The sequence below is a fragment of the Salinispira sp. genome, from assembly GCF_059431795.1.
In genome coordinates this window covers 1-13,270 of sequence record NZ_JBXWXS010000031.1, presented here as the reverse complement: position 1 = coordinate 13,270, position 13,270 = coordinate 1, and the positions used below count along the sequence as shown (strand labels likewise).

The 13,270-nt window shown below is 51.6% G+C and carries 12 protein-coding genes; 4 read left to right on the top strand and 8 right to left on the bottom strand.

Annotated features, from left to right (window positions below; translation table 11 throughout):
• Window positions 1-3 precede the first annotated feature (3 nt).
• Window positions 4-1,314 (top strand): UPF0164 family protein, encoded by a 1,311-nt coding sequence (locus AC52PS_RS09960; RefSeq protein ID WP_495562915.1) that lies wholly within the window; start codon window positions 4-6, stop codon window positions 1,312-1,314.
• On the opposite strand, the gene AC52PS_RS09955 is transcribed toward AC52PS_RS09960, so the two are convergent.
• From AC52PS_RS09955 to AC52PS_RS09945, 3 genes are read right to left on the bottom strand one after another with little or no spacing between them, the layout of a single operon-like run.
• Window positions 1,259-2,071, bottom strand: coding sequence for a hypothetical protein (locus tag AC52PS_RS09955; RefSeq protein WP_495562914.1), 813 nt, complete (start codon window positions 2,069-2,071; stop codon window positions 1,259-1,261). The two genes, AC52PS_RS09960 and AC52PS_RS09955, sit on opposite strands and share 56 nt — an antisense overlap.
• Window positions 2,072-2,983: an ankyrin repeat domain-containing protein gene (locus tag AC52PS_RS09950; RefSeq protein WP_495562913.1), complete on the bottom strand. Its 912-nt coding sequence runs from the start codon at window positions 2,981-2,983 to the stop codon at window positions 2,072-2,074.
• A complete protein-coding gene (locus tag AC52PS_RS09945) occupies window positions 2,964-6,284 on the bottom strand; it encodes a helix-hairpin-helix domain-containing protein (RefSeq protein WP_495562912.1) in 3,321 nt (1,106 codons plus the stop codon). Before AC52PS_RS09945 ends, AC52PS_RS09950 begins: the two co-directional genes overlap by 20 nt.
• Window positions 6,285-6,540: 256 nt before the next feature.
• On the opposite strand from AC52PS_RS09945, the gene AC52PS_RS09940 reads away from it, so the two are divergent.
• Window positions 6,541-7,446: an alpha/beta hydrolase gene (locus AC52PS_RS09940; protein ID WP_495562911.1), complete on the top strand. Its 906-nt coding sequence runs from the start codon at window positions 6,541-6,543 to the stop codon at window positions 7,444-7,446.
• 156 nt (window positions 7,447-7,602) lie between these two features.
• Window positions 7,603-8,367 (top strand): YesL family protein, encoded by a 765-nt coding sequence (locus AC52PS_RS09935; RefSeq protein WP_495562910.1) that lies wholly within the window; start codon window positions 7,603-7,605, stop codon window positions 8,365-8,367.
• A gap of 79 nt (window positions 8,368-8,446) precedes the next feature.
• Here the strand turns inward: AC52PS_RS09935 and AC52PS_RS09930 are convergent, their stop codons facing one another.
• Window positions 8,447-9,160 carry a queuosine precursor transporter gene (locus tag AC52PS_RS09930; protein WP_495562909.1) on the bottom strand — a complete coding sequence of 238 codons (714 nt, stop codon included), beginning with the start codon at window positions 9,158-9,160 and terminating at the stop codon, window positions 8,447-8,449.
• 217 nt (window positions 9,161-9,377) lie between these two features.
• On the opposite strand from AC52PS_RS09930, the gene AC52PS_RS09925 reads away from it, so the two are divergent.
• Entirely contained in the window at window positions 9,378-10,850 is a 1,473-nt protein-coding gene (locus AC52PS_RS09925; protein WP_495562908.1) for a nucleotidyl cyclase domain-containing protein, read from the top strand.
• Window positions 10,851-11,288: 438 nt separating this feature from the next.
• Here the strand turns inward: AC52PS_RS09925 and AC52PS_RS09920 are convergent, their stop codons facing one another.
• The 4 genes from AC52PS_RS09920 to AC52PS_RS09905 form a co-directional block, all read right to left on the bottom strand.
• Complete coding sequence (locus tag AC52PS_RS09920) at window positions 11,289-11,483, bottom strand: type II toxin-antitoxin system PemK/MazF family toxin (RefSeq protein ID WP_495562907.1); 195 nt, start codon at window positions 11,481-11,483, stop codon at window positions 11,289-11,291.
• On the bottom strand, window positions 11,470-11,670 hold the full coding sequence (locus AC52PS_RS09915) for a hypothetical protein (RefSeq protein ID WP_495562906.1): 201 nt from the start codon (window positions 11,668-11,670) through the stop codon (window positions 11,470-11,472). Before AC52PS_RS09915 ends, AC52PS_RS09920 begins: the two co-directional genes overlap by 14 nt.
• A gap of 285 nt (window positions 11,671-11,955) precedes the next feature.
• Window positions 11,956-12,252, bottom strand: coding sequence for a BrnA antitoxin family protein (locus AC52PS_RS09910; RefSeq protein ID WP_495562905.1), 297 nt, complete (start codon window positions 12,250-12,252; stop codon window positions 11,956-11,958).
• Complete coding sequence (locus AC52PS_RS09905; RefSeq protein ID WP_495562904.1) at window positions 12,230-12,517, bottom strand: BrnT family toxin; 288 nt, start codon at window positions 12,515-12,517, stop codon at window positions 12,230-12,232. The genes AC52PS_RS09910 and AC52PS_RS09905 overlap by 23 nt, the downstream gene beginning before the upstream one ends.
• Window positions 12,518-13,270 lie beyond the last annotated feature (753 nt).

Here is a 13,270-nt window from a genome sequence, read left to right as displayed (position 1 = left end):
GGAATGAAAAAACTTTTCCCCATAGTAATGACAATTGTAATGTACATCTGTTTCACCGGCTTTTCTGCATGGTCTCAGGAATACCAGGATTATCTGTCAGACATTTTCGACAGCTTTCCCGGCCTGCAGAATCCGGAAAACACCGGTCTCACCACCCTCCCTGTACTGGAAATCTCCGCCGGCGGTGAACAACGGAACCTGGGGAACGCATACACGGCGGTTGCACGGGATGTTTCTTTCATTGAAGCGAATGCGGCCGCAAGCTCCATTCTTGAGTTCACCGAACTGGCCTTTTATCACCGTAACATTATCAGCGATGTAAGTCTGGATTCGGTCTTCTTTACCCGGCGGCACAACAACTTTGGCTACGGTTTTGCGGGAAAGTTTCTTCATTTCGAATTCACCCGAATGGACAGCCGGGGAAATCAGCTAGCTGCTGCGAACCCCAGTGAAATGGTGTTTGCCGCCAACGCGTCCTATAACTTTCTGGATAACTTTTATTCCAGCGGTCTGGCCCTGGGTGCAAACCTCAAGCTTGCCCACCGGAACGTCCCGGGACAATTATACACCGGGGTTTTAGATCCCGAAGAGTACAATCAGAATCTCTTTGCATTTATGGGTGACATCGGGCTTCTCTCCCGTTTTAATTTCCTTAAAGGATACGCCGCCCGGGACAAAAACTTCTCCGTTGGCGCCACAGTGCTCAATTTAGGTCCCCCGGTAAAGGGAGATGCCCTGCCCACCGAGGCTGTGGCGGGATTTTCCTACCGTCCTCTGCGGTTTATTATGATCAGCTCGGATATCAATTACATGATGAACCTGGTGGATTTTGCCAAATCAGAGGGCTTGGGTTTTGCCCTGGGTGCGGATTTTCGTTTCGTGGATTTTTTCTCCATTCAAACCGGTCTGGACTGGAAGGGGTACAACCCTTCCATAAGTTTCGGAGCAGATGTGAATCTGGAGCCGGTAAGCTTTCAGGTAAACTACACCCTGGACTTGAGCACTTCACTCAACAGTGTGGATAATTTTTCCGTTGCCGCCGCCATCAACTTCGGTGACGAAGGCCGGGAAGCACTGCAGAAGATGGTGGATGATATCTACATTCAGGCCCTTAGCGCATTGAGCAACGGGGAATTTCAAAAGGTAATTGAACTCTGCAACAGTATTATCGACCGTGAAACAGGACTTGATCCCAGCTTCACCCCGGCATACCGCACCCGGGAAGTTGCACGCACCACTCTTGAACGTGAGGCAGAGTTCAGGGATTTTGAACAGAATCGGACAGAGGAAGATCAGAACGAAGCAGCCGAATAATGGCATAGAGCTGCTCATCTCTGTTTGAATAGATCGCAGGTGACAGGCTGGACTCCCCCTCATTGTCTTCTTTGCCTCTGCTGTTTCTTTCCACCGCCTTATCGATCCGCTTTTTCTTTTGAGGTTTCAGCATATCTCCCAGCTGCTGCTGGAGAATACTGAGTTCCCGAAGGGCGGTATTATCGCCGTCGTTGTTCAATTCACTGCGCAGCTGTACCAAGAGATCCGCCGGCATAGATGCATCCTTCTTTCCCGGAGCGGTTATTTGCTGAAAAATCTTTTCCAGTTTTACCAGATGGCTGCTCTGGGAAAAGTTGATCCGGTCCACCTTCTTTTTCAGAAGAATTTTCCGTTCCAGGGCGGGTTTACTCAGCTGACCCTTGCGGTCCATTACCAGATATGTTGTCACCGCCGCCGCAGTGGCGACCAGAAGCTCATCCACCAGTGGAATCACGTCCCTGATGGCAAAAGAAAGCATGAAAAAGACGATAAAAAACACTCCCAGAGAAAGAAGAAAACGGGGGAAGAAACGGTGTTCAGCCATCCATTCCCTGACCTCCCGGTCAACTTCACTGTAGAGCGTATTCCGTACAAGGGACATAGCTTCCACTTCCGGATCCGATCCGTAGCGCCCCTGAATGACCGCATCGTCAGGGATACTGCCGATGCGGTTACCTTCTGAGAACGGATGGATAATAAATGGCAGGTTCCGACCGTCGGCCAGAAGAAATATTAATCGTTGTTTGTTGTTCATCATCTATTCAAATAAGCTAACGATTTCCGGAGTATTAAACAAGCGGGCATATTTTTCCGCAGTCATTCCCAGCTGATCGGTAATACTCAGATCGCAGCCGGCTTCAATAAACAGGGAAGATATTTGGGCATATCCCTCACCCACCGCCATCATGAGTCCGGTTTGTCCGCTCTTGCTCCGCACATCCGGATCCGCACCGGCGGCTAAAAGCAGACGCACCAGCTCGGTCTGACCGGTGGATGCGGCATCCATTACCGGGGTGTTCCCCCGGTCACCGCTGACCGCATTGGGATCGGCCCCGTTTTCCAAGAGCATCATCAGGATATCATTATGGCCGCTGCGAACCCCGTGGTTGAGAAGGGAAACATTGTTTGAGTCGCAGGTGTCGGGAGAAAATCCTACGGCGAGAAACAACTCCGCCACATCCCGGCGGTTTTCCACTACAGCATCTACAAACACCTGGTCATTCAGGCCGAAGCCCCTGCCGATTAGCTCCTCTCTGGCCTCTTCAACCCGGCAGTAGATCTGGTGACGCTCTACCTCCCGGTGAAGGGCGTCGATCAGTGTATGCTCATCGCCGTACGCAGGAACTGTACTCAGGTAATGGGGAAAATCCTTGCCGCTCTCACGGTACAGCATAAGCATGCTCCTGTTGCCCATGGCGTAGCCGGCAAGGTAGCTCAGCCAGCGGGACCCGGGAGCACGATCATCAAAGAGCATGACTATGTGGGAATAGCGGCGCAGCTGAAACGCAAGCTCACCACCGTCCAGATCCTCCCAGTTGCTTCCGATCTCAAGCCCCTGAATATTCCTGAACTCAGAGGCCAGACGCGCTAGGAGGGCATTTCCCTGTTCCGATGCGCTGCTTAGAAATATTAAACCCAACAGTATGTGATCACCCGACTTTTCGGCCACTACACTCTCCCCCAGCTCCTTCAGTATACAAGAAATCGGAAAAATATCTACTCTTCACATATCGGCGGTTCAGCGGATAAAGATGAGAGATATGTATGCTCACAGCACCCAGATCCTCCCTTACATCTCCCTGAATAATATATGCCATTGCCAGATCCAGCAAAGGAGCGAGACGCTCATAGGCCTCGGGGAAGAACACCGTCTCAAACAGGCCGAAACGGTCTTCAAAACTGATAAACGACATTGCCTTTCGATGCTTCGTGTACACCTCCTTTCCGCTCACCAGATACCCGGCGATAAAGACTTCACGGTTGCAGAACCCCCTCAGCTGCCGGGACACGATAAGCGGAGCAAGACCCCTGCGGCGGGCCAGCTTTTCGGCACGGGGAAGGAATATGCTGAGGGGATGCATGGTGACAAACAGCCCCAGAGTCTCCCCCTCGTCCCGGATTTTCTGAGCAGGGCCGTAGTCTCCCGCCTCCGGGGCGGCATCCGCAAGGAAGGGCTCATCAAAAAGTTCCCCCTCCGATCCGCTGCGGCGAAGATCCCGCAGCCTTTTCATCCCCAGGCTCAGCCGCCAGAACATCCCCGGCCGGGTAAGGCCCTCCTCCAAACCGTCCAGGGCGCCGCTTTTAATGAGTGCACGGATCTGAAGAATATCCGCGGGAACCCTCAGCTGAAAGTCCTCGAAGCTTTTGAACGGCCCGGCTTCCTCCCGGGTGGCCAGAATCCGCTCCATGTTATTCACCGAAAGCCCGGATATCTGCATGAGTCCGGTCCTCAATGCAGGAAGGGGAGATTTTTCCCTGTACCGGTCCGCCGGAGGTTCAATGCGGTAGAGAATGTGGGAATGGTTAACGTGGGGAAGAAGCAGCGGATGCCCCAGACGGCGCACGGCGTTCACATAGGTCTGGCGGCTGTAATAGCCTCCGCCGTTATTGATGACCGCGGTAAAAAACTCCAGAGGGTAGCGGCGCTTCAGCCAGGCCAGTTTGTATGACACCAGAGCGTACGAAGCCGAATGGGGCTTGCAGAAAGAGTAACCGTTGAATGACAGCACCATCTCCCAGAGTAGTTCCATCTTTTCTTCGGATATGCCCCGCTTTTGCCCCCCCTGCACAAAATGCTGCCGCCAGTCCTCCAGCTTGAGACTGCGGTCTTTGCGGCTGAGTACCTTCCGGAGGGTGTCTGCTTCTCCAGGACTAAAACCGCTCACCGCAATGGACACCCGGGACACATCCTCCTGATACACCATAATCCCCCGGGTTTCGGCAAGCACATCCTTCACCTCGGGAACCAGGGGCTTCCAGCTCTTGCCGTGGAGACGCTGCACAAACTCATTAATATAGCGGTTGGCCGCCGGCCGGATAATGGAGCTTGCGATGACCAGGTGTTCATAATCCCCCCGGCGCATCTTCCGCAAAAGCTGACGGGTCGCCGGACTCTCCACGTAAAAGACGCCCAGGGTGTTGCCCCCCTCAATAAAACGGCGGGTCTCGGCATCCTTCAGGGGCTTAAGATTAGTCCAGCTCAAGGAGCGGCCGTGGAGGCGGTTCACCATGGAAATACAGTCCCGGAGCACCCCAAGGCTCCGATTACCCAGAATATCGATCTTTATGAGCCCCGCATCCTCTGCGGCATCTTTCTCCCAGGCAATCACCGGCCACCCCAGGGGAGAAATCTGGGTGTGTACATAGTTGCTGATAGGCCCCGGGGTAATCACCACCCCTCCGGGATGGGTTCCCATGTAGCGGGGAACGCCCCGGATGGCTGAGGCCTCCCTCTGCAGCCATTCGGGTAGACGGTCCCGCTGCCCCAGCTTCCACATACGAATAAAACGGCCGATCTCCTCATCTTCGACCCCCATGGCCTTGGCCGGTTCCCGGATAGAAGAACGGGGACCGAAGGTCACATGGTCGGCAACCATGGCTGACTGTCCGGGATACTTCTCAAAGACGTATGAAAGGGTTTTTTCCCGTTCATCCCAGGGAAAGTCCACGTCGATATCCGGAGGATCGGTTCTGTCCATGTTCAAAAAGCGCTCGAAGAAGAGATTGTGCGCCAGGGGATCCACATGGGTGATGCCCAGGGTGTAGCTCACAATGCTGGCGGCGGCGCTGCCCCTCCCGCAGGTGCGTGGGGTCTGGCGGACAATATCGTGAACCACCAGGAAGTAAGATGCGAACCCCTTCCGCCGGATAATGTCCAGCTCATAGTCCAGCCGTTCACTCACCTTCGGCCCCAGACTCCCGTAGCGCTTCAGCGCCCCCCTGCGGCAGAGCCCGGAAAGCCGCTTCCAGGCCTGCTCCTCGCTGAGTCCCCGGAACGCCGGGAAAATGACCCGGCCGGGCATGAGAAAATCCGCAGAGCCCTTACCCAGAATTGCGGCACTCTGTTCCCTCTCGCCGGGGAACATGGCGAAGCGGCTTTCCGCTTCCTCCCGGGCGGGCAGCCTGTGGGAGCCGGGTGTGCGCTGGGACTCCTGCAGTTTGGCTTTGGTAATGCACAGGTCTATGGCCCGAAGAAGGTCCATACGCTCCTGCTCTTCGGGGGTCTCCCAGCTTCCCCAGCAGATGCTCACGGCTTTCATGCCCCGCTCGGCGGCCCGGCTGCGCAGCTCTCTGGGAGATACGTCCTGGAACATGCCCGGGAAGATGTTCAGGGCGACGGGGGTCGCTCGGCAGGCCGGAGAGGCCGGAGAGGCCGGAGAGGCCGGAGAGGCCGGAGAGGCCGGAGAGGCCGGAGAGGCCGGAGAGGCCGGAGAGGCCGACGGTCCCCTGCCCTGCTGCATTTTGTCAAGATCTACCAGCCTGGATGGATGAATAATGAAGCTCAGATCCGCAAGTTCATCAGGGGAATCGGCCAGTTCAAGCAGGCCGAGGAGATTTTCAAGGGGATCATGGAAACGGGAGGCATCCTGCCTGTGCTGTCGGTCTGGCTGACGGTCTTGCTTACGGTCTTGCCCCAGGCCGTCTTGCCGGCTGTTTCGCTGGTCCCGGGGCCGAATATGCTGTGCTCCCTTTCGGATAATCAGCCGGTTCAGCAAGGCAAAGCCCGCCCTGCCGTGAAACAGCACCGGCAGAGGGACGGCGGGGTCTGTGGAAATATCAACCGCCACGTGAGGCAGTATGCCCTCTCTTCTGCATGCGGCAACAAAGCGCAGTGCGCCGTACATGTTCATCCAGTCGCAGATCACCGCGTGTTTCAGGCCCCGGGTGCGCGCCAGGGCGGCAATATCTTCCGGACTTTTGCATCCCCTGAGGAGGGAAAAATAGCTTCGCATTATCAACATACTAATCATATGTTTAGTATTAATAGACGGGATAATCAATATCATTTCGGCCGGATAATCGGGAAATGCGGCGATCCGCCCCCAGGCTGGGTGTCAGCGGAGCTATTGCCCCGTACACCCCCGACAGCCTGGAAAAGCTTGCCAATTCCTGAATGGTGATATAGTTTGATATTGATGGTTCGGCAGGCGTCGGAGAATATCTGACCTAAGACAGTCGTCCATAGAAACAATCCATAGGAACAGAGATCAGGAACGGAGAACCAAAATGCAGCATTTCAAGACCCCCGGAAACACCAGAATTCTCGACTGCTCCCGCCCCCTCTTTCACTCGGGAGAGACGGGCAAACCCGGCGTGTTACTCATCCACGGCTTCACCGGGAGTCCCCATGACATGGGATATCTGTTTGAGCGGCTCAAAGAGGAAGGCTACACGGTACGCGTACCCCGTCTGCCGGGTCACGGCACCAACGGAGATGACTTCCAAAGCTGCAGGTGGACCGACTGGTATCGCAGTGCAAGCGAAGCTCTGCTGGAACTGCGCTCGGAGCTTGAAGACAGCTCGTCGAAGATTGTGATCGCCGGCTTATCCATGGGGGGGATTATCGCCGCGTTGCTGGCCGCCCAGTTCAAGGCGGATGATCTGATCCTCCATGCCCCCGGCTTTCTGTTCACCCCCGGTTCCGGAGCGTCCTGGCTCTGGGCGTCGAAATTCATTGCTCCCTTTGTTTCCTCCCTGGGCCCCACGGTGGAGGAAAGTTCCGCCAGAATGAAAGACCGGAAACAAAGAGATCACATGGGCAGAGCCATTAGCGGCGATAGAATCATTCTGGACAACGAGTACAAATACCGATCCTGGATCCGCCAGGGCAACGAACTGATGAAAATGCGCCGGAAGGCAATCCGCCGGCTGAAACATATCAACTGCCCGGTGCAGATTGTGGTTTCCAGAAACGACAGCACCGTCCATTACAGCACCGGCGCATTTCTGAAAAAGCGCATGCCCAACGCATTGTCGGTGGAAATTATCGAACTGAAAGACAGCGAACACATCGTGGTTGATGACAGCGAACGGGAATTGGTGGCCGACAGCCTCATAGAACGGCTGAAGCGATTACACAGCCGGGGAACAGGCGGACAAAAAGAAACGGCGGCAACCGGCTCCCGCATATGATTTAGCCCCCCCACGAGACCCCCGGATACTTCTGGAGTTCCGGGAAATACTGTATACATACCGGTTCCCTATCACATAGAATAAGGCGGTATTCAACACTCTTTCAGGCGGTGTCAGTCCCCGGAAGATATTAAAGGAATAACAATGTTCGGTTTTATGCTTAAAAAATGGTTTTTCAACTACTGGGATAATTTTTTCACCTTCGTCATACTCAATATGTTTTTCGTTTTCTCGGTGGCTCTGGCCTTCGGAATTCCCGGGTGGATCGCATCCTTCTCTCCGGTTCTCTCCCTCATCGTGATGATCGGCGGCATTCTGTGGCTGGGAGCCTATACGGCGGCGGCCTCCTTGTACATCAATGAGATTGCCCATGAGCGCAGCGTGGAGCCAAAGCAATTCTTCAGGTTTCTGAAGGAATCATGGCTGCTGGGGGTCTTTTACAGCATCTTCTGGGGCCTGATTATCTTCACCTTCTCGTTTATCGTCCCCTTCTACGGCAACATGGGAAATCTCTGGAGTGTGGCTGCACTGGCCTTTCTGTTCTGGACCCTGGTGATATTCATTCTCGCCGTGCAGTGGTTCTTCCCCATCCGGGCTCAGCTCGATACAAAACTCTCGAAGATCCTCAAGAAGATGTTCATTCTCTTTTTTGATAACGCCGGATTCTCCATTTTTCTGCTGATCACTTCCCTCACCATTTTCATTGTGTCGGGATTTACTGCATTTCTGCTATTCGGTCCCGGCGGATTTTTGCTGATGCAGCATGTGGCTTTGAAGCTCCGTCTGTACAAATACGATTACTTTGAAGAACACCCCGATGCGAAACGCAAGCATGTGCCCTGGAAGGCTCTGGTGTATGAAGACTCCCAGCGAATCGGCAAGCGCACCCTCAAAGGAATGATCTTCCCCTGGAAAGAGTAAATCCCGGCTCTTCACAGCAAAAAAGGGGCCGCCCATTCCCAGGCAAGCCCCTTTGCTAGCGCTCCAGCCGCTGCGGCTCTCAGTATCGTTCTTCCAGCTCTTGAATTTTGCCTTTGCGCTTCATCACTGAGGCGGCATAAAGAAAGGGAGTGTCCAGAATAGCCACCAGGAATTTCAGCACATAGGTGGAGAGAAACAGCAGGACAAACTCCTCCCAGGGAAAAACGCCGAAGAGGGTTGCAACCAAGGTGAAGATAAGGCTGTCCAAAAGCTGGCTTACCATGGTGCTAAGGTTATTGCGCAGCCAGATAAACTTGATATCCGGCTTCCGCTGCTTCCAGAAGTTGTAGGACCAGATATCGTGGAGCTGGCTTATCCCGAAGGCCAGAAGACTTGCGAATACCAAGGCCGGGAAAAAACCAAATATGGCCTCAATATGACTCTGGGAAATATCGAAGCTGTTGGGCTCGAACCAGATAGCCAGATTCATAAGCAAAGTGGTGACAATGAGGGTGAAAAAGCCGAAAAACACCGCGTTGCGGGCGGTTTTCTTGCCGTAGTTTTCGCTCATGATGTCTGTTACCAGAAAGCTGGTGGCATACACGATATTCCCCAAAGTCGCAGGTATGCCGAACAGGTCGATGGTTTTCAGGACTTGGATGTTCGCCAAAATGGCAGCTATGGGAATCCAGACGAAGAGCCCCACCCGGCCGAAGAACCGGTACAGCAGTAGAATTGACCCGAAATTTACAAGCAGCAGAACAAGCCACAGTAATTCGTTGTGTAGTAACATGGATATTCCTTTTTCCAGTGCGCCGATCCTTATGACCGGGCAGTAATGTAGGGCAAGCTATCCTGTTTTCCATTCTTTTTCAATAATGGTCTGCACCGAGAGCATATATAATGCGAACGCCAACAGCAGATATCCGTCGGTAGCAAAATGCAGGATATTTCCTTAATATACTCTATGAAGATCTCCGGGGTTTCGGGGAACAGATGAGGAAGCAGCTGTGAAACACTTGGAAGAATACTGCAGCGAGACATCGCCCTATGAGCTATTCGAACATCTCTACACGAAAATCATCAACCGGGAACTTCTCCGCTTTTCTCAGCTCATGGACTATGTTCAGGAGCTGCCCCGCAGCAGCCAGCTTGATGCGGTGTACGCCAAGGCGTTCGGTCTCATCCGGGAGCTGAACTGGGGTCGGTTCTCCCCGTTGAACCCCCAACGCTATCCTGCGCTGTGGAAGGAGCTGGTTGTTCCCCATCGGGGGATATCCGGCGCCGGGGAGCTGAAACGGAACACGTCAATTTCTTCGGTCTACACCGCCATCGTGGACATTCACGGATACTCGGCCTTCTGCTATAAATTCCGGCGAAACCCCTCCATGCTTCAGCTCCTGGATGATTGTATCCGGGATGACATTCACCGCCTGTGCGCCGAACAGCAGGTGATCTCCTGGCGCATTGAAGGGGACAGCCTGGTCCTGCTGGCCGCCGATGCAAGAGGAATCGCCCGGACGGTGGTTAAGATCATCGAGTATTTTTCCCGCCAACGGGTAATTAAGGGCGCAGAGCTGTTTCGCAGCAATGTAAGCAATAAAATTGTACTCCCGGATATGGCTGTTTCTGCGGGAATCGCCGGGGGGAAAACCTATACGTCCATGGTGATCACCTCCGATGGCGATATTTCCGGAGATATTGTGAATACCGCCGCCAGGCTGCAAAGCTTCGCCAACCGGCTGGACCCCCACCATACCCGTGTACTGCTGAGCAACCACCTGGCGCATCAGATAAAAAAACGTCCCGCCGGTAATCCTGATGATGATTTATCTGGTACCGATGTGTTCTTTTTAGGACGGTTTCGTTTCAAAGGCATGGAGCTGACGGTATTTGAGCTGCTGTACCGGCCGGATCAGCAGTCAAAGCTTACATATCAGAAGGATCTGGTGCGGCTCATCAATGCACTTCGCAAGGGGCTGTGGCGGGATCAGGTGTTTACTTCAATGATCGGGGTAATCAGACAGGCCCTGCATCAAACACGGGCCAAGTCCGTTGCAGATATCAGCCGACAGGATCTGCTTTCCAGCTGCGACATTGCTCTTGAGCGCTATAATTCAGGCCGGCAATACCGGGAAGCAATACATATGCTGGAAACACTCTTGTCTGCAATGGAGCAGATACGCGGTCTCGACGGAGTCATTCCCATATACGGAAATCAGGTACTTCGGGGCTACCAAATGATCAGCCGGCGTTTTTATGAGAATCTGGAGAATGAGTTTGAAGAATCTCTGCAGCGCTATTTGGATATGAGTCAGCGGGACCTGTACAAAAAGGCCGGTCAAAGCAGCATTGTTCACCAGCGGATTAAGGAACAAGGGCTTCGGCAGATGCTGGATGCTAGCCAGAAATATGCCTGGCACCGGCTTATTGATGAAGAATCTCATGCCCTGGAGCAGGAGATTTACATCCCGAAGAATTGACTTCATGCAAGGCATTCGCCAATTGCCAATTCTGCCGTTAAGGCGGGTGGCCTGGTTAGTTGTTGTTTCTTGTTGGCGGTGGGAAAGGAATGATAGCAAGGATCAGAGAACAAATGCACGGATCAGGGAGTTGTTTTGAACCACAGATGAACACCAATTGTCACGTATGGTGAAGAAAGACTGTTACGTGATTTTTATGATCTCTTTCGCTCCTCGCCGTCATGGCGTTTCAGCCTGTCACAGCTCGTAGCTTCGAGAGCTTCTTGAAATTCCAGTATAATAGCTGAAAGAAGCTCTTCGATTGATCCGTCACTGTCCCGGCATCGGTCAAAGAACGGATTTTCTTAGCTTAAAATTCGTAAGAAACGACATAGAGCTGACGCCGCGCTTTTGTTCTGCGCAGCTCAAGTCGGGTCTTATGGGAGGGGGATCAAATTCTCAGCCTTCAATTAATGCCTCCCCTATCTGGAGAGGTTTTCGGATTCGACTGGATATAGCCATTAAGATATAGTCCTGACGTTGTTCGTTGTATTGTGTTGTACTTAAAATCACTGCTGGTCGTTGTTTGGTAGTCTGTAGATTGGAAAAGGGGAATTTAACAAGAACTATGTCTCCGTATTTATAATCTATCATACTGAGCATCATCCTCGTTGTCCCAAATTTTTGAAAAAGTCTCATCTGATGCTTTGGTGAAATCTGATCTCAATCGGATCTCCTGATCCTTGAACTGAAGAAAATCGATGAAATCTGAGACTTCAGCCAGGCGATCTTCAGATAAGTGCTCAAGCTTTTCAATCATTTTCTGTACTTGCGCAGACATATCCTTACCTCCATATGTGATCGTATTCAATACTCTATCATCCTCAAACAAGTTTCGTCACCAGCTCTGGCCACTAGGCTGGAGGTTATATATCCATCCGCTCCCTGGGATAGAACTAGCGGAAAACGGTTTCAGCATCTGCAGGCTCCCAAAAGAGTCAGCGGTCTGTAGAAGAGTTTTTGCTCAGCTGGAACAAGATGCTCTTCGATGGGGGCGTCACTGACTGACGTGATTCAAAGACCAATCGCATATTTGAGATGCTCCGGCCGAGTAGGACCAAACATGTCATGCACCTTTCTCGAGTTCTTCAATCATCTCCTTTCTAAGAAGATCATTCAGGAGTGTTTGGTAGCCTTTCCCATGGCTTTTAAGCCATAGAAGAACATCGGCATCAATTCGAGTAGTTATCTGTTGTTTTTTCGGTTTATAGACTTCCCGAAAGGATTGAGCTTCGGAGAATTCAACATCAGACCATTCAGAAATATCAGAGGTGTCGATTTGCGAATCGGGCAGCTGAGCCAACTTTCTTAGCCTATCCTTTTGTTCATCTGAAAGTGGATTATATCCATGTACCTTTTTCATATTTTCTTTTTTCCCCGGAAGTTGCTTTCCGTGCCGAGATTATACGGATGATTTCTTCGTTATCATCCGTTCTTTGAGTGTACACAGCCAACACTAGCAAGACCGAGCCTATATGACCCATAATTTGCCACCGCGGTTCTTGCTCGCTGTGGTCAACTCTTGTAATTGCAAACCGGTCGGCGAATGCAAAACGAGCATCTTCGAATGCGATTCCATGCTTTGAAATATTTGACTGATTCTTTCGCTCATCCCATTCGAAGATCATAGTTATAATTATATATTCGTAGTTACAAATTTGCAATTGCGATATTTGATACTTTAATGTATCTCCATAAGAAGGGTACTTGGAGCTGACGCCGGGATTGAATCCGGCGCAGCTCAAGTTGGGTCTTATGGGGAGGAATATTAGACTAGTAAAATATGCCATATAATCTAATTCCCAAAATTATGAACATTATAGCTAGTGAAGTGAATTCTTTGTTCTTTTATTTAGTAATAACGGTAGCCAATTCACAACAATAGAAATACCAAAAAATATGAACCCAATAAATGTAGCCACTATAGAGGATATCCAACCTATATAATTAGAATACCATGTTATTTTGCTTACTTTAATAAATCCGTCTCCAGAGGATTTTGAGAAGAAATAATTGTTTTCTATTTTCATCCCAGAGATTGCATCACCACCAATCTTAGATGTTTGAATATTAATAAATATCAAACTTATAATTCCTATTGCAAGAAAAATAAATGACAATAACCAAAATACCCTTGGCCGTTTCAAAACATATACCTCCTCTTAATTGTTACTAAAGTTAAAACCATTTGCTGAGAAACCCAATCCTAAGCCTCCTAGTCCTACCCCAATTTCACCTTGGAAGCCTTTTGGGGGGGATACTGTCAATCTGAGTGGATGAGCAATCCCTCGGAATTTTTTCTAGGCTGCTGACTCCTCAACTAGCAGTCCGTCCTTAAAGGCTCGTCCAGCTTCAACGAGTTCCAACTGTTGCCATTTGGT

Excerpts from the sequence above, each read along its gene's own strand:
- AC52PS_RS09945 (WP_495562912.1), bottom strand. The coding sequence starts at position 6,284 with ATGATTAGTATGTTGATAATGCGAAGCTATTTTTCCCTCCTCAGGGGA.
- AC52PS_RS09955 (WP_495562914.1), bottom strand. The coding sequence starts at position 2,071 with ATGATGAACAACAAACAACGATTAATATTTCTTCTGGCCGACGGTCGG.
- AC52PS_RS09930 (WP_495562909.1), bottom strand. The coding sequence starts at position 9,160 with ATGTTACTACACAACGAATTACTGTGGCTTGTTCTGCTGCTTGTAAAT.
- AC52PS_RS09905 (WP_495562904.1), bottom strand. The coding sequence starts at position 12,517 with ATGATCTTCGAATGGGATGAGCGAAAGAATCAGTCAAATATTTCAAAG.
- AC52PS_RS09915 (WP_495562906.1), bottom strand. The coding sequence starts at position 11,670 with ATGTCTGCGCAAGTACAGAAAATGATTGAAAAGCTTGAGCACTTATCT.
- AC52PS_RS09960 (WP_495562915.1), top strand. The coding sequence starts at position 4 with ATGAAAAAACTTTTCCCCATAGTAATGACAATTGTAATGTACATCTGT.
- AC52PS_RS09920 (WP_495562907.1), bottom strand. The coding sequence starts at position 11,483 with ATGATAGATTATAAATACGGAGACATAGTTCTTGTTAAATTCCCCTTT.
- AC52PS_RS09940 (WP_495562911.1), top strand. The coding sequence starts at position 6,541 with ATGCAGCATTTCAAGACCCCCGGAAACACCAGAATTCTCGACTGCTCC.
- AC52PS_RS09910 (WP_495562905.1), bottom strand. The coding sequence starts at position 12,252 with ATGAAAAAGGTACATGGATATAATCCACTTTCAGATGAACAAAAGGAT.
- AC52PS_RS09935 (WP_495562910.1), top strand. The coding sequence starts at position 7,603 with ATGCTTAAAAAATGGTTTTTCAACTACTGGGATAATTTTTTCACCTTC.